Source organism: Botrimarina sp. (assembly GCF_040219535.1).
GTDB lineage: Bacteria > Planctomycetota > Planctomycetia > Pirellulales > Lacipirellulaceae > Botrimarina.
In genome coordinates this window covers 76,736-95,318 of the sequence record NZ_JAVJSH010000016.1, presented here as the reverse complement: position 1 = coordinate 95,318, position 18,583 = coordinate 76,736, and the positions used below count along the sequence as shown (strand labels likewise).

14 protein-coding genes are annotated in these 18,583 nt (G+C 69.2%); 7 read left to right on the top strand and 7 right to left on the bottom strand.

Going from position 1 to position 18,583, the window contains the following annotated elements; genetic code table 11:
* The first annotated feature begins 77 nt into the window (after positions 1 to 77).
* Together RIC11_RS08340 and RIC11_RS08335 are read left to right on the top strand one after the other, a co-directional pair.
* Positions 78 to 1,136, top strand: a complete 1,059-nt coding sequence (locus RIC11_RS08340; protein ID WP_350210203.1) for a Gfo/Idh/MocA family protein — start codon at positions 78 to 80, stop codon at positions 1,134 to 1,136.
* A gap of 53 nt (positions 1,137 to 1,189) precedes the next feature.
* Entirely contained in the window at positions 1,190 to 3,085 is a 1,896-nt protein-coding gene (locus tag RIC11_RS08335) for a sodium:solute symporter family transporter (protein ID WP_350210201.1), read from the top strand.
* Here the strand turns inward: RIC11_RS08335 and RIC11_RS08330 are convergent.
* Positions 3,061 to 4,176 carry a glycoside hydrolase family 10-like protein gene (locus tag RIC11_RS08330; RefSeq protein WP_350210199.1) on the bottom strand — a complete coding sequence of 372 codons (1,116 nt, stop codon included), beginning with the start codon at positions 4,174 to 4,176 and terminating at the stop codon, positions 3,061 to 3,063. The two genes, RIC11_RS08335 and RIC11_RS08330, sit on opposite strands and share 25 nt — an antisense overlap.
* A gap of 38 nt (positions 4,177 to 4,214) precedes the next feature.
* Entirely contained in the window at positions 4,215 to 5,852 is a 1,638-nt protein-coding gene (locus tag RIC11_RS08325) for a family 10 glycosylhydrolase (protein ID WP_350210198.1), read from the bottom strand.
* Between the two features lie 275 nt (positions 5,853 to 6,127).
* Here RIC11_RS08325 and RIC11_RS08320 point away from each other — a divergent pair, with 275 nt between their 5' ends.
* The 5 genes from RIC11_RS08320 (at position 6,128) to RIC11_RS08300 (ending at position 12,141) form a co-directional block, all read left to right on the top strand.
* Positions 6,128 to 7,234, top strand: coding sequence for a PEP-CTERM sorting domain-containing protein (locus RIC11_RS08320; protein WP_350210197.1), 1,107 nt, complete (start codon positions 6,128 to 6,130; stop codon positions 7,232 to 7,234).
* A 214-nt stretch (positions 7,235 to 7,448) separates the two neighbouring features.
* Positions 7,449 to 8,843 (top strand): hypothetical protein, encoded by a 1,395-nt coding sequence (locus RIC11_RS08315; RefSeq protein WP_350210195.1) that lies wholly within the window; start codon positions 7,449 to 7,451, stop codon positions 8,841 to 8,843.
* Positions 8,844 to 8,961: 118 nt separating this feature from the next.
* Complete coding sequence (locus RIC11_RS08310; protein WP_350210194.1) at positions 8,962 to 9,954, top strand: DUF1559 family PulG-like putative transporter; 993 nt, start codon at positions 8,962 to 8,964, stop codon at positions 9,952 to 9,954.
* 67 nt (positions 9,955 to 10,021) lie between these two features.
* Entirely contained in the window at positions 10,022 to 10,423 is a 402-nt protein-coding gene (locus RIC11_RS08305; protein WP_350210192.1) for a hypothetical protein, read from the top strand.
* Positions 10,420 to 12,141: an FAD-dependent oxidoreductase gene (locus RIC11_RS08300; protein WP_350210190.1), complete on the top strand. Its 1,722-nt coding sequence runs from the start codon at positions 10,420 to 10,422 to the stop codon at positions 12,139 to 12,141. The genes RIC11_RS08305 and RIC11_RS08300 overlap by 4 nt, the downstream gene beginning before the upstream one ends.
* Positions 12,142 to 12,400: 259 nt before the next feature.
* Here RIC11_RS08300 and RIC11_RS08295 read toward each other — a convergent pair whose 3' ends face one another.
* The 5 genes from RIC11_RS08295 to RIC11_RS08275 all read right to left on the bottom strand — a co-directional run bounded on the left by RIC11_RS08295 (position 12,401) and on the right by RIC11_RS08275 (position 18,397).
* The gene (locus RIC11_RS08295; protein ID WP_350210188.1) at positions 12,401 to 13,540 is read right to left on the bottom strand and encodes a DUF1559 family PulG-like putative transporter; all 1,140 of its coding nucleotides are present in this window, start codon (positions 13,538 to 13,540) and stop codon (positions 12,401 to 12,403) included.
* 72 nt (positions 13,541 to 13,612) lie between these two features.
* Positions 13,613 to 14,059 (bottom strand): hypothetical protein, encoded by a 447-nt coding sequence (locus RIC11_RS08290; protein WP_350210186.1) that lies wholly within the window; start codon positions 14,057 to 14,059, stop codon positions 13,613 to 13,615.
* Between the two features lie 68 nt (positions 14,060 to 14,127).
* Positions 14,128 to 15,252, bottom strand: a complete 1,125-nt coding sequence (locus RIC11_RS08285; RefSeq protein WP_350210184.1) for a DUF1559 family PulG-like putative transporter — start codon at positions 15,250 to 15,252, stop codon at positions 14,128 to 14,130.
* 119 nt (positions 15,253 to 15,371) lie between these two features.
* The gene (locus tag RIC11_RS08280; RefSeq protein ID WP_350210182.1) at positions 15,372 to 16,301 is read right to left on the bottom strand and encodes a PEP-CTERM sorting domain-containing protein; all 930 of its coding nucleotides are present in this window, start codon (positions 16,299 to 16,301) and stop codon (positions 15,372 to 15,374) included.
* A gap of 89 nt (positions 16,302 to 16,390) precedes the next feature.
* Positions 16,391 to 18,397, bottom strand: a complete 2,007-nt coding sequence (locus RIC11_RS08275) for a hypothetical protein (protein ID WP_350210181.1) — start codon at positions 18,395 to 18,397, stop codon at positions 16,391 to 16,393.
* Positions 18,398 to 18,583 lie beyond the last annotated feature (186 nt).

Here is an 18,583-nt window from a genome sequence, read left to right as displayed (position 1 = left end):
CCGGCCCGCAAGGGCGACGCTTCGCTAGTCCGGCGCCCCTCCGTTGGGCGTCGACGCCTCGCACACAGGGAGAGAGCATGAGGGTCGGGATCATCGGCGCCGGCGCCATCGGCGAGAAGCACGCGGCAGCCTGCCAGGCGGTGGGCGTCGAGGTCGGCTGGGTCATCGACCGCGACGAGGCCCGCGCGGCCAAGCTGGCCGACGCGCACCACGCGACCGCCAAGGCCGACCCGGAGCACCTGTGGGAGGACGGCAGCGTCGGCGCCGTCGTCGTCGGCGTGCCCAACTGCTTCCACAAGCCGCTCGCGATCGAGGCCATGCAAGCGGGCAAGGACGTGCTGCTCGAGAAGCCGATGGCCTTCACCGCCCAGGAGTGCGACGAGATCCTCTCGGTCGCCGAGTCGACCGGCCGGCTGCTCCAGATCGGCTACGCGCACCGCTTCACCGCCGTCGGCGCGGGGGCGAAACAAGTGATCGACACCGGCGCCCTGGGCGAGATCTACCACGCAAAGGCCCACCTGCACCTGCGGCGCGGCGTGCCGGGCCTGGGCGGGTGGTTCACCAACAAGCAGATGGCCGGCGGCGGCGCCTTGATCGACCTCGGCGTGCACCTGATCGACCTGGCGTTGTACCTCGCCGGCGAGCCGAAGCCGGTCGCCGTGAGCGGCAAGGCCTACAACAAGTTCGGCGGGCGGATGAAGGACTACGTGTACGAGTCGATGTGGGCCGGCCCGCCCAACTACAACGGCGTGTTCGACGTGGACGACCACGCCACGGCGATGATCATGCTCGAGGGGGGCGCGACGATCGACCTGCAGGTCGCGTGGGCCTGCAACCTGCCCAGCCCGAGCGCGCCGGACTCGGTCGTGGCGCTGCTGGGCGACAAGGGGGGCGTGTCGTTCGAGCTGTTCGGCGACCACCTGCTGATGCGCAGCGAAACGGCGCGCCTCAACAGCGAGACCCGCCTGGCCCTCCCCGCGGCCGACCCGATGGCCAGCCAGATGAAGGACTTCGTTAAGGCCGTCGAGTCGCGCGAGCACGGCGTCGGCGCGAGCCCCGTCGAGGGGCGGCGCGTGCAGGCGATCGTCGATGCGATCTACAAGTCGAGCGAGACCAACCGGCCCGTCGAGTTTTAACGAGCCAGCCCGCCGGGCCCGCCAGGCTCGCCGACGCGTCCTCCCCGCCCGCCATGCCCCTGCCGATCGCCGCCGCCCAGACGCTCGACAGCGTGGTCGTGGTGGTCTACCTGCTTCTCAGCCTGGGGCTGGGCTTGCTGGCGAGCCGCTTCTTCCGCGGCAAGGGCGACTCCGACCGCGAAGAGGACTACTTCCTCGCCGGCCGCCGCGTGCCCGGCTGGGTCAACGGCGTGTCGTACGCGGCCACCGCGCTGAACGCCGACGTGGGCCCCACCTACTGCGGCTTCGCGGTGGTGGTTGGCTTGCCGATCGCCTTTTTCTACCTGCCCCGGTTCGCGCTGGCGTGGATGATCGCGGCCGTGCTGTTCGCCGTCCGCTGGCGCCAGATGGGCGTGCGCACCGGGCCGGAGTTCTACGCGCTCCGCTACGGCGGCGGGCGGGTGCGGTTCATGCGCACGTACTCCGCCTTGTTCGCCGTGCTGGTGAACATGGCGCCCTGGATCGGCGCCGGGCTGCTCGGCGTTCACAAGATCTTCGGGCCCGCGTTCGACATCGACGAGAAGTGGATCACGCTCTCGGTCGTGCTGCCGGTGCTCCTCGCCTACGTGTGGATCGGCGGCTTCGCCGGCGTGGTCGTGACCGACGTGATGCAGACGGCCGTCATCGTCGGCGCCAGCCTGGTGCTCGCCGCGTCGGTCCTGTGGGAACACGGCGGGCCATCGGGCCTGGCCGCGGCGATCGAGTCGGCGCTGCCGGAGCACTCGGACGAGGTCCTGTCGACCTGGCCCGTGTGGGGGCACCGCGTGCTCGGCCCGCTGGTGGTGCTCGCGTGGCTCGTCGTGCCGACGGTCGGGCGTGGCGGCTCGGTCGACCTGGAAGGGCAGCGGCTCTTCTCCTGCAAGAGCGACCGCGACGCCGCGCGGATGAACGTGTGGGCGGTGGGCGGCCTGTTCTTCATGCTGCTGTTGCTGACGCTCCCCGCGCTCGGCCTGCTCGTGAAACGCCCCGACCTGTACCTCGCCGAGCCCGCCCAGCGCGAAGAGGCCTACAGCCTGCTGCTCGACGCGTACCTGCCCGCCGGGCTGTACGGGGTGGCCCTGGCGGCGCTGCTGGCGAGCGTGATGTCGACCATCTCCAGCCACCTGAGCTACGGCTCGCAGACGCTCGTCAACGACGTCGCGCGGCAGCTCGCCCCGGGTTCGACGTGGCTCGCCGACGGCAGCCGGTCGGCCGTTTGGGTCGGCCGCCTGCTGATGCTCGCCATCCTCGGCCTCGGCGTCGCCGTGACGTTCAACGCCCGCTCGCTGATCGGCATCGCCGTGGTGCTCGCCGGCATGTACGGCGCGACAGCCAGCGTGTATTGGGCGCAGTGGTGGTGGTGGCGCGTCAACTTCTGGACGTGGCTCACCGCGATGCTCGGCGGCCCGTTGGTCTACGCGTGCCTCGGCGGCTTGTCGTTCGGCTCCTTCACCGTCCCCGGCTTGCTCGCCTTGGTTCCCGCATGGGCCCAGGCCCGCGCGCTCAGCGAATCGGCCGCCCAAGGCATGGACATGCTGCAGGCGGCCCTCGGCATGGCGATCACCTTTGTGCTGTCGATCGTCGTCACGCTGGCGACACGCCCCGAGTCGCTAGACACCCTGAAGGGCTTCTACCGCCGAGCGCGTCCGATGGGTTGGTGGGCGCCCGTCCGGGAGGCCTGCTCGGCGGACGACCCCTCGTGGACGCCGCCGCCGGAGGGCCTGCTCGGCGAAGGGATCGCGACCGCTGTGCTCGGCGCGATCGCGGTCTCGTCGGGCGTGCTGGCGATGTCGGTTGCGTACGTCGGGCGTTGGGGCGAGTGCCTGCTCTACACGGGCGTGGGGGTCGCTGTCGGCGCCCTGTTCGCCCGGCGGTTCGGCGTGATGCTGCGGAAGCTCGACGCCGATCAGTCCGTCGCCGGATCGGAGTAAAGTGTCCGAAAGACTCCGGCGTGCTCTTGCAGCCCCCCGTGGTAGAAGAACACCTCGCCGCGGAAGCCCAGCTCGCGATTGACGCGGACCATCTCCCGCACGCGCTCGCTCGGCATGTCGTACCCGTCCGCCAAAGCGATCAGCACGCCCGGCACGATCTCTACGTTCTCCAGCCCGGCCGTTTGCGTGACGACCCGCTCCAGCGTCGCGCGGTACGCGCCCAGCTCGCGGCGGTAGACCTGCGGGCAGAATTGGTCGCCCCACCCCTCGCGGGCCCAGCGAGGCCAGTCCTGCAGGTAGTTGTCGCGGCTCCAGGGCCAAACGCTCGGCGCCCACGAGACGCACAGCTCCGGGTCGAGCGCCTTGAGCTCGCCGTACGCCCGCTCGACGAAGTGGCTGAGCTTGTCGGCCCGCCACTGCACCCAACCCGGGTCGCGCGGGTCGTCGGGCGGGGCGGCGCCGTCGTGCTCGCGGCGGTAGAGCTCGACCGTCAGCGGGTCGTACCCGCCGGTGCTCGGCATCGCGGGCAGGCGGTCGTCGCCTTGGACGCCGTCGACGTCGTAGTTCTCGACGACCTCTTTGAGCATCGCCAGCAGGAAGTCCTGCACCTGGGGGTCGATCGCGTTCATCCATTGGAAGCCGTTGCGGCTGACGAGCTTGCCTTCGCGGTCGAGCGCGGCCCAGCCGGGCCGCTTCCGGATGAGCGGTCCGCCGTCGGTCTGGCGGTAGCTCGAGCTGAAGCCGAACTCGAACCACGCGACCACACGGATCCCCTTCGCGTGGGCCAACTCGATCAGCTCCGCCAGCGGGTCCCTGCCAGCGAGCACCGGGTCGATCGCGACGCCAAACTCGCGCCGCATCAGCTCGCTCGGGTAGAGCGTCACGCCGCGGTTCCAGGTCACCGTGTAGATCGTGTTGATGCCGAAGCGGTCGCACCGTTCAACCAGCGCGGCCATGCCCTCCCGCGACCTCATCGCCGGGTCGCCCACCGACGCGAGCCAGACGCCGCGTGTCGGCTCGCCGGCCGCGGCCGCGGCGGGCACAGCGAGGATCAACGCGACGAGTAGCGCGGCCAGTCGGGTTCGGAACATCGTGTCTGCCGCGGCTAGAACAGGGCGTGGGGCGGCGGTCAGGCTCGGCGCCGGCGGGCGGGCGCCGCGACGCGGCACGCAACGGCTAGCCCAGCGACCGCTAGGCTCATGGGTTCTGGGACCGATACGGCCTGGGAGATCAGGTAGCCGTAACCCGCCGACCACAGATCGTAGTCGAGCGCGTTGACGAACCCATCCCCGTTCGCGTCGGCTCGCAGGTCGGTGACCGAAGCGAACGTGTCCCGCCAAACCGAGTAATCGGCCGCGTTGACGAGGCCGTCGCCGTTGAAGTCGGCCGGCTCGATCGCCCGGCGGTCTTCGAGAAGCTCGACACGCGTCGCGTTGAAGACCGTCAGCTCGCGCTCCCCCTCGGGAAAATAACCCGCAGAGAGCTCGCGCCACACACCGCCGACCTCGGCCACCAGCTTGTAGGCGCCCGCCGCCGCCACGTCGACGAGCCACGCGTTCTGCCCGGCTGCGTCCGCCACGACCGGCGCGCGGCGCGGAGCGGTGAACAGCGGGTTCGCGGCGTGGCCCTGATTCTCCACGTCGTAGAAAGCGGCCAGCCCGTCGCCGTACAGGTCGCGGACCCCGCGGCTGTAGAAGATCGAGTGTCCGGCCGCCCCCACGTCGCGCGAGGTGACGATCATCTGCTCGAGTTCTGCGTAAGGGGTCGCCGCGCCGGACCCGTTCGCCCTCAGCCCCAGGACCAGCTCCCCCCGCTGGTCGGTCCCGAACGGCGCCAGTTGGCCGGGGAGGATCGAATCGAAGGCCGCGTCGCTCGAGCGGTAGGCCTGCACCACGTACTCGTCGAACAGCCCCTCGTCCTGCCACTCGGGCCACTCGGCGTTGAAATTGATGTCCGAGAAAGCCGTGATCGAGGGGCTGACCGACACGAGCAGTTCCGGCCGAGCGCCGCGCACCGCGTCGCTCCACTGGCGCGCGAATTGGGTGACTTTCGATTGCCGCCAAGCGCGGAAGTGCGGGTCGTCGACGCTCTGCGGCAGGGACCTGCCGGTCTCGTCGAGGTAAATCGCCGCGGTGGTGTCGTCCCAGCCGAACTCCCGGGGCCACGACAGGCGGTCGTCGAATTGCACGCCGTCCAGGTCGTAACGATCCACCGCTTCCAGGGTGATGTCGACCAGCAGCTGCCGCACCTCCGGCACGGCCGGATTCATCCAAGCGAACCCGTTGCTGCTGTTGGCGAACTGTCCCCCTTGGTCCTCCAAGAGCCACCCGCGATCCCGTGCCTCTCGACCCAGTGGGGAGAACGGTTGCCCCCCCGACCCAACGAACTCCGCCGCGAACCCATACTCGAACCAGCCCACGTAGTGCATCTGGTTGCGGTGCGCCTGGATCACGGTCTCCCGGACCAGGTCGCGCGACGCACCCAAGTACGGAGCACGATCCCGGCCGGTAAGCGACTGGAGCGTCGGCGAGGGGAAGTTCGTGTAGCCCGCTTTCCAAGTTTCGACGTAGGCGGTGTTCAGGCCGATGTTGCGGAGGTCCGCGAAAACCGCTTCGGTGTTCGCCCCCGAACGGATGTGGTCTTCCGTACCCGTCGTGGTCAGCCAAGTGCCGCGGACTTCCGGCGCCGCGGCAAACACGGAGCGGCCGAGGAGGAGCCCGAAGAGGAACACGGCCCTAGCGCCGGTGAGCGATCGAGATGGCGTCATGAGAGGGCCCGACGGCTCGCGCCGGGGCCAGGTTGGGTTGGTTAGTTACAACTTGCGCCGCTAGGAGCCCGCTGGACCGGTCATCGTAGTCGCCAATCGCTAGGCGCGCGGAAGCCAAGGGATTATTGAGGAGTGTCGCGGCGCCTCCTGCGCAAAATCGCGAGACTAATCCACGCGTAGCGATCACAATGAGGGGGCAAGAACTGCGGCCCCGGCGAAGGTCTGCGCCGGGCTAATACTGAAGCACACCCTAAGAAGCACCCCGAGGTCAGCTAATGTTACGCACCTGCTGGTTCACAAGTTTGGCGGCGCTGGTCGCCGTGTCGGTTGCGAGCGTCGCTTCGGCGGCGACCCTGGTTGAAGTGGCCCGATTCGACGTGAGCGGCGCGACCGCCGATTCGGCCGATCCCAACTTCATCGGCAACAACCCCTCGGCCGTCGCCTGGGACGGCACGCGCCTGTTCGTGGCGGGCTTCAACTCGTCAGGCGGCAACGCCCAAACAGCAATCATTGAGGTCACGAACGCGGGCGCGACCGGGCTGAATGCGGCCGCCTTCGGCACGGCGTTCGGCGCTTTGACGACCCCGAACCTCCGCGGTTACTCCGGCTTGGACGTCCGCGGCGGCGTGCTCGCGGCCGCTTACGACGACGGCGGCGCCGACCCCAACGGCATCCAAGCCTTCGACGCGGCGAACTCGCAGCTCTGGGCCAAGAGCGCCCGCGGCGGCAGCGGCGTCGCGTTCGACCCGGGATTTAGCGGCGACGGCGCCGGCGTGGCGTGGACCACCTTCGGCAGCGGCCGCCGCGCCCTGCAAGACACCGCCACCGGCGCGGACATCTACACAACCGGCGACGGCATGATCATCAATGATTCGTCGATCGACGGCGGCTCGTTCTGGCGCGACATGGACTTCGACCCGACGTCGGGCGACATCTACGCTCGCCGCTCCAACGCGATCATCAAGAGCACGCGCACCGGCGCGAACTCGGTCACCGGCACGACCTCGCTCGTCCCGGTGGACACGTCGGCCAACTTCGTTAATGGCCAGATGGTCAGCTTTCTCAGCGACACGCTGGCCGGCGACCTGCTGATCTACAACGACCGCGCGACCGGCGGCACCGGCCAGGCGTTCGCCGACGTGGTCAAGCTGATGACGCCCGACGGCGCCGCCGAGGCCGCGTCGTTCGTGCTGCTGGACGGCGGCCCGGTCGCCGACGGCAACGGCTACTACGACTTCGACTACGACGTGGCCAGCGGCACCGTGGCCCTGATGGACTTCGCCAACCGCAACGTGCACATCTTCTCGATCGTGCCCGAGCCGGCCTCGGCGATGACCCTCGGCCTCGGCCTGCTGCTGGCGGCCGCGCGTCGGCGCGTCTGAACGCTCGCCCCGCCGGCAGCAAACGCGTAATAATAGAAACCGTGCGACGGGCGAGGCGCCGCGGCCCTGCGGCGCCTCGCCCGATCTACAGAACCACTCACCGATGACTCCACTTTCCTAGCGCCGCGGAAACCCCTTTCCAGGCGGGCGCAGGCAAGGCCTCACCGATCCGACCGACGCCGACGCAAAGCCACCCGTAGGGAGACCCCACCCCATGCGAATCCGCACGCTGCTCGCCTTCCTGTCCGCGGCCCTCGTCGCCCCCGCGGCGACGGCCATCGAGTTCAACGAGATCGCCCGCTTCGACGTGAGCTTCGCGTTCGCGTCGGACCTCGACCCGGACGACGAGATCTCCGACGACAACCCGCAGTTCATCGGCACCAACCCGCTCGGGGTGGCTTGGAACGGCTCGAAGCTGTACCTGGCGGGCCACGACAACTTCGGCAGCTCGCTCTTGCCGATCGGCTTGATTGAGGTTCTGAACCCCACCCGCACGGGCACGAACGCCCTTACGTCAGCCGATTTCTCGGCCGCTTTTGGGCAGATCTTCCAGCCGGCGGGCCGCGGCTACACGAACCTCGAGCTGTCCGGCGATCGCTTGGCGGCCGCTTACGACGGCGGCAGCCCCGGCTCGTCCGACGCGTTCCAGCTCTTTGACACGACCGACAACAGCTTGGTTTGGGACCTGACGGCCGCGGGGCTCACCGCTCGGGGCGGGGCCGGCGTGTCGTTCGATCCCGGGTTCGAGGGCGCCGATGCCTCACCCGACGTCGCGTACACGGCGTTCGGATCGGGCCGGCGCGGGCTCCTGGACCGTGAGACGGGGCAGGTCATCTACAGCCTCACCACCGACCCGCTAGGTTTCCAGTGGCTGCCGGATACGGTGCCCGGCGGCAACATCGCACGCGACATGGCCTTCGACCCGGCAACCGGCGACATCTATGTCCGCCGCAACAACGACGTCGACGCCGCCGACCGCACCGGCGTGAACTCCACCGACAACCGCCGCACGATCTTCGACGACGCGTCCGACTCGGGCGCGTTCAAGCTCGGCCAGAAGCTCGAGTTCATCGGCGGCACTTCGGATGGCGACGTCATCATCTTCAACGACAGCGTGGGCGCGACCACCGACCAGGCGTTCTTGGACGTCGTCAAAGTGATCGACACGAATGGCGTCGAGCAAACCGCCACGTTCAACCTCCTCGACGGCCTCACCGGCGCCGACATCGGCCCGGGCGCCGGCATCTACGACTTCGACTACGACCCCACGACCAACACCCTCGCGGTGCTGGACTTCTTCAACCGCAACGTGTTCATCTTTGAGGTCGGCGCCGGCGTGGCCCCCCTCGTGGGCGACTACAACCGCGACGGCGCAGTCAACGCGGCCGACTACACCGTGTACCGCGACAACCTCGGCGACTCGGTCGTCAACCCCGGCGACGGCGCCGACGGCAACGAGAACGGCGTCATCGACACCGGCGACTACGCGTTCTGGGCCGACAACTACGGCGCGTCGGCCTCGTCGGCCGTCGCCACGCCCGAACCGACCGCCGCGGCGCTCGCGCTCGTGACGCTAGCCGGGCTGGCGATGCGGCGGCGGCGCGGATAAACCCGTCTCGGCGTCCGGGCCGGGGGCCGCCGCGCGGCCCCCGGCTCCTCCGGACGCGGCCCGATTCGAAACGAGACTCCATTTCCGAACGAGTTTTCCACACAGGGAGAGTGTTTTGGTGACGCGGACACAGGGTAGGACTCTCCGGCACAGCGCGTTCACGCTCGTCGAGCTGCTGGTGGTGATCGCCATCATCGGCATCCTGGTCGCGCTGCTGCTGCCGGCCGTGCAAGCCGCGCGCGAGTCGGCCCGCCGGGCCCAGTGCATGAACAACCTCAAGCAGATGGGGCTCGCTTGCCAAAACTACGTGTCGACCAACGACGCGCAGTTCCCCTTCGGCTACGCGGGCCCGATGGAACGGCCCCCGGTGCGGAACTACCAGAAGCGCGGCGTGTTCACCGAGCTGCTCGCCTTCATGGAGGAGCAGCAGACCTACGACCTGATCCAGTTCGACTACGGCACGGACGGCGTGCCGAACAACCCGTTCGCGGACCCGGCGAGGAACCAGGTCGTCACGGCGTTCATCTGCCCCTCGTGGCCCGACCCCGCGGTGTACGCCGCCGCCCCCGCGGGATTCGAGTACGAGAACGGCGCGCTCGTCACCTACGCCGGCGTGGGCGGAGCGGCCAACTCGACCGACGTCAACCTGATCGGCGGGCAGTACCCCGACAACGGCGGCTTCACCCTCGAACAAAAGAACACGTCGCCCCGCCCCACGATCACCGGCGAACGCCGCGCGCTCCGCGAGATCACCGACGGGCTGAGCCAGACCGCGTTGATCGGCGAGTTCGTGCACCGCGACTGCCCCATCGCCCAGCCGTGCGACGAATTCCCTGGCAACGTGCGGCCGTGGTACCTGGCCGCGTTCCAGCAACGCCCCGACTCCGTGCCCTTCATCTACAGCGTCAAAGAGCTGGAGTTCACCCCGAACACCCAGGGGCTCACCCGCGTCATCGACGGCTGGAACAAGATGCCGATGGGGAGTTATCATCCCGGCCTCACGCAGTTCGTTTACGCCGACGGCTCGGTGCACGTCATCAACGACGACATCGAGCTCCAGGCGTACCAAGCCCTCGGCACGGTCAACGGAGGCGAAGTTGAGACCCGCTGACGCCGTCAAGCCTCGTAGGCCCCTCTCCCTCGCGACAATCGGCTTGTGCCTGGCGGCGTCCGCCACCGTGTCCGCCATCGTCGGGTGCGAATCGGGGCCCGAGATCGCCCCGGTCTCGGGCCGGGTGCTGCTCGACGGCGAGCCGCTCCCGTTTGGCTTCGTGCGGTTCCACCCCGTGAGCGGCCAACCCGCCCAGGGAGAGATCGGGTCGGACGGCGGCTTCACGATGTCCACGGTCTCTCCCGGCGACGGCGCCCCCGTCGGCCGCCACCGCGTTTCGGTGCTCTGCTTCGAGGGGCACGACCCGGCCCGCCGCAACTCCAGCCCGGGCGCCGAGGTCTCGCTCGGCCGGCCGCTGTTGCCCATCGCTTACACCCGCAGCGGCATGAGCGGCCTCGAAATCGAAGTGCCGCCCGAGGGGCTGCAAGACCACGTCATCGAGCTTTCTTCTAGCGGTCCCGGTGGATGAAGATTCTTAACCTGGCAAGGTCGATTGCCGCCCTCGTCGCGTCGATCGCCAGCGCCGTCGCCGCGGACCGCCCGCAGACGCGGCTCGCCGACTCGTACGACGTCGTCATCGCCGGCGGGTCGACCGCCGCGCTCGCCGCCGCGTTTGCCGCCGCCGACGAGGGGGCGTCGGTCGCGCTGCTCGAGCCGACCGACTGGATCGGCGGCCAGCTCACCGCGTCCGGCGTGCCGGCCGTCGACGAGGCGTGGCACAAGATCTCCGCGCCCGGCGGCGGCGTGTCTGCGCCGGACGAGCGGGGCCGTGTGCTGCTCGACGTGGCCGCCGTCGCCCGCGACCCGCGGAACATGACCCCGTGGTTCCGCGACGCCCTGCTGGCCATCGGCAACCCCGGCGAGGGCTGGGTGAGCCGCTTCTGCTTCCAGCCCAAGACCCTGCTCGAGAACCACCTCGAGCCCCGCGAGCGCGAGCTCGCCGACCGCCTCGACGTGTTCCGCGAAACGGTCGTCAAGCGGGTCGAGGCCGACGGCCGGCGCATCACCGCGATCGTCGCGATCCGCCGCACGCCGCGCGACGGCGCCGAGCCCTACGGCCGCCTGCCGTCGGAGGACCTGGCCGACTGGTACTCGCCGGCCGACTCCCCCCGCTTCACCAAGGAGCGGCTCCGCTTCGCCGGCGCCGTGTTCATCGACGCCACCGAGTGGGGCGAGGTCCTCGCGCTGGCCGACGCCCCCTACCTGCAAGGCGCGCAAACCGCCGAGAACAACCAGCCCGGCGACGACCGCCTGGGCCAGGCCACGGTGTTCGGCTTCGTGCAGCGGATGCACGCGGAGCCGGTCGAGGACCACCCGGAGCTGCCCGCCGCCGAGGGCCTCGGGTACGGCGCGTACGAGGACCGCGACAACGCTTGGGACCTGATCTGGACCTACCGCCGCCTGAAGGGCGACGGGCCGACCGCGTCGCCGGGCGAGCTGACCCTGCAGAACTGGGGCTACGACGGCAAGCGTCGCGCCGGCGGCAACGACTACCCGTTCGGCTACCTGCTGGTGAGCCGCGACGACGCCGCGGCCCAGCGCGACGACTGGCGCGGCGGGGTGGACACCGCGGTCCTGGCGGCCGCCGAGCGTCGCGCGTTGGCCTGGCACGACTGGTTCCGCCACGCGGCGCCCCGCGGCATCGACCCGGACCAGATCACCCTCGCCGGCGACGTGTTCGGCACGGGGCACGGCCTGTCGAAGCTGCCGTACGTGCGCGACACGCGGCGGTCGGTCGGCGTGGGCGGATTCGTGCTCACCCTCGACGACCTCACCGCCCGGTTCGACGACCGGGGCCAACTCGTCCGCCGCCAAGGCACGCCGTTCGTCGACACGGTGGCCCTCGGCGCGTACCCGGCCGACATCCACCCGCTGGTCGGCTACAAGTACCCCGCGCACGTGTCGGAGAACCACCCGACCCTCCCCTACAACGTGCCCCTCAGGGCGCTGACGAACGAGGGGTACGACAACCTGATGGTCGCCGGCAAGACGATCGCCCAGACGTTCCTCGCCAACGCGGCCACCCGGCTGCACCCGATCGAGTGGTCCACCGGCACGGCGGCCGGCGTCATCGCGGCCGACCTCGCCGATTCCGGCGCGACGACCCCCGAGGCCTGCGCCGACTACGCCCGCCTGCGGAAGAAAGTCGCCGAGCACACGCCCGTCGACTGGACGCTGCCGGAGTGATCAGCCGCGAAAGGGCAGACAGCAGGGCGAGCGGAGCCAGGGCGAGCGGAGCCAGGGCGAGCCGCTGCTGGCACGCCCCACCGCCCCGCGGGCGAGCCATGCTCGGGACCCGCCGAGGGCTGTCCCGACGCCGCCCGGGGTTCACGATCGCAGTCGCCGGCGGCTAACCGCCCCCAATGCGCTGCGCCCACAAGGCGCCCACAATCAACGTGGAGAGACCCGCCGCCCACGGGTTGGTTCTTTGCCGTCGCCCGTCGGCTCAACGGAACCCGCCGATGATGTGGCCGTTGACGTCGCCCTCGTCGTTGCGGATCGCTTGCTCGCGGTGGGTCGTGGGGTCGATGGCGTAGTCGACCGTCTGCACCGACCCGTCGCAGAAGGCCATGTTCAACCCGCCCGGGTGGGCGCTGCCGAACGCGGCGAGCGGTTGGTACCGGTCGTCGTTGTTGTCTTGGGCCGGCTGGAAGTCGTCCTCGTCGATGTTCGGGCCGAAGTCGGTGAGCGAGTGCTGCGGGCGGTAGGCCACGCGCTGGTTGTCCCACTCGTAACCGCCGTACATCGACTGGTTGTCGCCAAATCGGCCGACCGCGCTGCCGTACGCGGTGTTGTCGTCGTAGCCTATCGGCGCGACGAATTTCTCGCCGATCAGATAGGTCTTCGTGAGTCCGTCGGTGATCTGAGAGGGCTTCACTTCACTCGCGTAGCAGATCACGCCGTTTTGGTAGGCGGCGTTCTCGAAGCGGCCGGGCCTGTCTGGATCGGTCGGGCTGGACGTGTTCGGCCAGTCAAAGGTGTCCCCCTGTGTGAGGCTGCCCGGCGAGGGGATGCTGCTGGTGTTCGACAGCGTGGCGTGGAACTTCGAGTCGCCGCTGTTGCCCGCGTAGTCGCCCTTGGCGACGTCGAGACCGTTCACGAAGGAGAACTCCGGCGCGAGCGTGGCCGACGTGTGCTTGCCGATCGCGATCGCCCTCCGGCTCGGGCAATTGAACGTGCTCACGGGCGTGGCCAACAGCTGCGTGACGGCCTGCCTCCACGCGGGGGAACCGACCGTTTCGCCCTTGCCGAGGTCGCGCAGAGCGTTCTCTTCGAGGTAGGCGAACACGCTGTAGTACCAGCTGCCCGGCTGGTTGCGGCCGTAGCCCCGTGTGGGCTCGGCGACGAACCGAGTGCCCCAGCCCCCCGACGGGAAGAAGCCGTGGGTGTCCACGTGCAGCAGCGACGCGATCCCCATCTGCTTCAGCTGGTTCTTGCACTGCGTGCGGCGGGCGGCCTCGCGAGCCGATTGCACGGCCGGCAGCAGCAGCGCGACAAGGATGCCGATGATGGCGATCACCACCAGCAGCTCGACCAGCGTGAAACCGGCCTTGCGGGACGGGCCCGTTGAGGGATTGGTACGCATGCTTGTTTTACGGCTGGGGGACGCGTTGGGTTCGCTTGGTCGGTGGGGGCGGGATCGGCGGCGGGCCGGCGGTCACTCCTTCTCGATCTGGTAGAGCAGGTCGTCTCGGTCCTCGGTCACCTCGATCTCGAGCGGCGTGTCGTCGATCGCCGCGTACCTCTCGGGGACGAGCAAGCCGCCCAGGTTCGGGTCCTTCAGCACGATGACCGTGACCTTGTACTTCCCCTTGTAGACGCCGTCGCCGGGGCGGCGGGTGTACATCTCGAACGACCCGTCTTCAGCGATCTGCCCCTGCGCCGCGCGGCGCTGCTCGGCGAACGTGTCGTCCGTAGGGCGGAAGGAGATCGTCCGCACCGCGCCGGTGATCGGGCTGCCGTCGGCGTACTCCACGCGGCCGCTGACCTGGGCGGTCGGCGAGCCGCCGCAACCGGTCACCGCGGCGAGGGCCAACGCGGCCAGTCCTGCGTGGCCCCGCTGCCAGCGGCGCGTGCGGGTCGGTGGGGCGGCGGCGTTGGGCATGGTGGGGGTCGTTTCCTTACGGTTCGGGGCGTCCGTCGCCGCCGTGGGTTGGCCCGCCCTGGGGCGGCTCAGCGGAACGAGCGGAACACGAACAGGTCGTCCGACGCCATGATCAGGTGGTCCCAGGCGGCGCAGCAGGGGCCGCCGCCGGTGGTCTCGATGTCGTCGCCCACGAAGCGGATGCTGCCGTCGGCCATCGCGGCGAACACGCCGCCCACGTGCGAGCTGCGCGGCGCGGCCTGGGCGAAGTCGTTGTCGTCGTTGCAGGTCATGCACTCCAGCGAGAGCTGGTCGCTCAGCGGCAGGCACTGCATGTTCGTCAAGGAGGTCGCGTGGTCGTCCGACTTGGGCCCGCAGTTGTTGGGGCCGTTGGAGTCGCCGCCGGCGCCGTGCCGCGCCACGAGGCTGCCGCCCGGGAAGGGCAAGGCCCAGGCGCCGCGCCAGTCCCTCTCTTCGATCCCGGAGCGGATCTCGGCGATCATCATCGTCTTCGACGTGCCGTCGGTGATCTGCGCCACGCGGACCGTGTCGTTCGGCCCAAAGACCCCGCGGATCGACGCCGGCCAATTCACCCGCGACCGGGGGTTCTTGCCGAGCCACGCGTCGGACGGCTCGCCGCCGGACATCGCGGCGGGCGCCTGCACGCCGGTGCTGCTAGAACCCGACAGCCAGTTGGCGGGCCCCACGTTGCCGGCGTAGTTGCCACGGGCCCAGTTGTCGCCCAGCGCGGCCTTGCCGACGAACTTCGTGATGTTGTTGCCGTCCGACGGGCACTTGAGCACGGCGATCTCGGTCCCCCGTGCCCGGATGTTGACGAAGTTGGGCCGGCCGGTCTCGGCGAGGGTCCCGCCGGCGATCAATTGGTCGAAGTCGAAACTATCGAAGAGGGCTTGCGATTCGAGGTAAGGCAGCGTGCTGATCAGCCAACTGCCGTTGAACGCCGTGTGCCTGCCGAGCGAGCCGATCGTCGCCTCGCTGGTGACCGCCTCAGGGAACTCCTTGTTGGTCGACTCGTAGTTCAGCACCGCCAGCGCGACGTTCTTCAGGTTCGACTGGCACTGCGCCCGCCGGGCGGCTTCGCGGGCGGCCTGCACGGCCGGGAGCAACAGCGCGACGAGGATGCCGATGATGGCGATCACCACCAGCAGTTCGACGAGCGTGAAGGCGGTTCGTCGCGGGGCGGCTTTGGGCATAGGTTTCGTGGCTGGCGGGGTGGGCCGAGTCGCGCCGCCCGGGCTGGACGGCGGCGCCGTTAAACGAAGCGGGGCGGGAGCCCGGAGGCCCCCACCCCGCAGTCGGGATACGCAACTGCTCAGCCGTTGCGGCGACGCAGGCCCAGGCCGGCAACGCCGGCCAAGCCCAGCAACGCAGACGACGGCTCGGGGATCGTCACGGTGATGTTGTCGAAGATGACGAAGCTCGCCGCGAACGGATCGAACGTGCTCGTTCCGTCGGCCACCAACGGCGAGTCGCCACCGGCGACCGAAGCGAAGATGTCCGAGTAGCCGAGCATCGGCAGACCGCTCGTGTAATCGGTGTCGAGCAGGTCGGCGATGAACACGTCGTTGATGTAGAACGAGGTGGAAGTCGGCGTGGCGACGACCTTGTAGTTCGTCCAGCGCTCACCCGGCGCGCCCTCGACGGCGTACGGCGGGCTGGGCATCGCCGTGGGCAGTTCCGGCGTGCCGGCGGTGTTGCGGAGGAAGTCCTCGGCAACCTGGGTTCCGCCGCGTGCGGTGAAGGTGATGAAGTCGCTGGTGATGCCGCCCTCGGTGGTCTGCTCGAACCAGTCACCGTCCCGCGCGTCGGTCGAGCCGGCGTCGATGTTGACCTGCGTGCCGCTGGTCTGGGCGCCGGCCATGATCATCTCGGTCGTGCCGCCGCCGCCGTTAACGCCGGCCCACGCGTCGAACTCCAGCACGTAGTAGCCGGACTGCGGAGCGATGATCGGGAAGAGGTTCACGCCGGAGTCCTCCCCCAATCCGGCCACGTTGGCCGCGATCAGGATGCCGGTCGGCGAGTCGCCCGGGTTGGGGACGCCGATCGGGGCCGACAACCGCGACGAGCCCATCGCGCTGTAGTCGAAGCCGTACTCGATGTAGGTGTCGTCGCCGTTGGGGGCGTAGATCGTTTGAGTGAAGTTGGCGGCGTCGCCCTCCGTGTCGGAGAAGATCACCTGCGCGTTGGCCGCTGTGGCCGCCAGCGAGGCGATCGCCGTTGCGATCGCTAGTTGTCGTGTCATGAGAACTCACCTCAGGTTGCAATCAGGGAAGTAAAAACAAAGCTCGCCATTTCCAACCAGCAGTCGCTACTCAATCTTTCGGGGAAGGCTCAAACCCGCGCCGCCCGGCGCCGGCCGGCGAGGCCGGCCACCGCCAGGACGGAGAGGACGACGGCCGACGGCTCGGGAACGGCCGCGGTCGACGAGCCGCCCTCGCCGTACGCGCCGACCCACGTGTCGTAGTCGGCCGGATCGATCACGCCGTTGCCGTTGCCGTCGGCGCGGAGGTCGCTGGACGAGCCGAGCGTGTCGCGCCACACGGTGTAGTCGGCCGCGTCGACGAGGCCGTCGCCGTTGTAGTCGCCGACGATTGGCTCGAGGAACATGAAGTCGAACGTGCCCGCGTCGAGCGTGGCCACGTTCGAGTAGGTCGCGACGCTGTTGCCGCCGAGCGAGAAGTACTCCAGCCGCTCCGACTGGTTGCCGGAGTAGTACAGGTTGCCGATCGCGTCGACCTTCACCTGCGAGAACGAAGCGCCGAAGCCAGCGTTGGAGCTGGTGGCGATCGCCGTCACGTTGGCGAAGAAGTCGTCGCTGGTGTCGTCGGGGGTGCCGTTGTCGTCGATCACGATGTCGGGCAAGCCGTTCTCGTCGAGGGGGATCGCCAGGATCCGCTCGCCGAGGTCGGTGCCGAAGCCGATGACCGGGTTGTCGCCGAGCACGCCGCGGCGGTGCAGGTACATCGTCGAGCCGTCGGGCGAGAACGTCACGTTGTGGGTGTTGCGGAAGATGTCGTTGTGCGGGTCGAGGGTCACAGCCACTTCGGGGTCATCGGTGAAGCCGTCGAGCCCGTTGTCGATCGTGAACTGCTTCGACGCCCAATCGACCTGGATGTCGCGGCCGTCGCCGCCGGGGCCTTCCGGCGTGAAGATGACGAGGCTCGAAGAGTCGTCGCCGTTGAACCGGGCGCCCGACACGTACCACTTGTCGAACTGCGCGTTGTACTGGGCGTTGGCGGTCACACCGATGTTGCTCGCCAGGAAGACCTGCGAGCCATCGGAGTGCGTGCCGCACGGGTCGCCGTTGATCAGGCAGTTCACGCCGGACGTGGCGCGGTCGGCGCCGTTGACGGTGTAAAAGTCGCCCACCGCGGCGACCAACTCGGGGGCGCCGGCGAAATTGATGGCGCCGGTAACCGGGTCGGGCGCGGCGTTGCCGACGTTCCAGCGCCAGATGCTGTTGCCGTCGTTGGCGGTGGTGACCTGGAGGTCGACGTCGAGGTCCTCGTCCATCGCCTGCACGACGAGGTTTTGACCGACGACGCCCGACACCTGGGGCTCACCGTTGACCGACCCGTGGAGCGGGAGGGGACCGAACTCGTCGGAGTCATCGGACTCGACACCGCCGGTGGGGCCAAACTCGGTCCGCAGCAGCGGGCCGCCGGTGGAGAGGTCCGCCGAGATCCACTTGATGCCGCCGAACGTGTCGGACCAGTCGGCGAGCACCAGGTTGCCCGCGTCGTCCATGCCCATACGGTACATCGAGCTCGAGCTGATCGGGTCGATGCTGATTCCCGGCGCTTTGGCGAGCGACGGGTCGTTCGCGTTGGCGGGCACGCTGAAGTTCGTCAGGTCAACGCCGAGGCGGTCGGCCGTCAACGCATAGACGCCGTTGCCCATCTCCCGGCCAGCCCCGGTCAAGATCGGGTTGCCGGCGTCGTTCTGGCTGCGGTTTTGGTTGACGTAAATGGTGCCGAAGTAAGGGCTCGACGGGATGTTGTTGATCGCCAAGCCACCGGGGCGCTCGAAGCTGGTGAACAGGTTGGCCGAGTCGTCGATGGCCGTGAAGCCGGGCGAGGCGTTGCGCGACACCGTGATGTCGAAGCTGTTGAAACCGGACAAGTCGAACGTGTGACGGCCCGCACCCAGCGCGCCCAGGTCCAGAGCGTTGCCGCCGTCGCGGGTGATCACGACGCTGTCGGCCGCTTCGTTCAGGACGAACTCATAAGTGCTCCCGCTCGTATTGCGTACGCCCGAGGCGAACGGCGCGGCGGTCGATGCCGCCGGAACGAGGGTCGATAGGGCGAAGGCGAGCGATGCTGCGACGCGGAGTTTCATAGTCGGTAGGGTCGGCTAGGTGTGGCGGCAAGCAGGGCGGTTGCGAGCGTCGGGGAGGGGGACACGACTAAGCAGCAGCAGGCGGGTCGACTCGGAGGGACGTCGGCCAAATAGGCAGGGGCAAGCAGGCAGCGGCGGCCGCGGGAGGCCGCACCGCATAAAGGACGGCATTCCATAGACTAACGA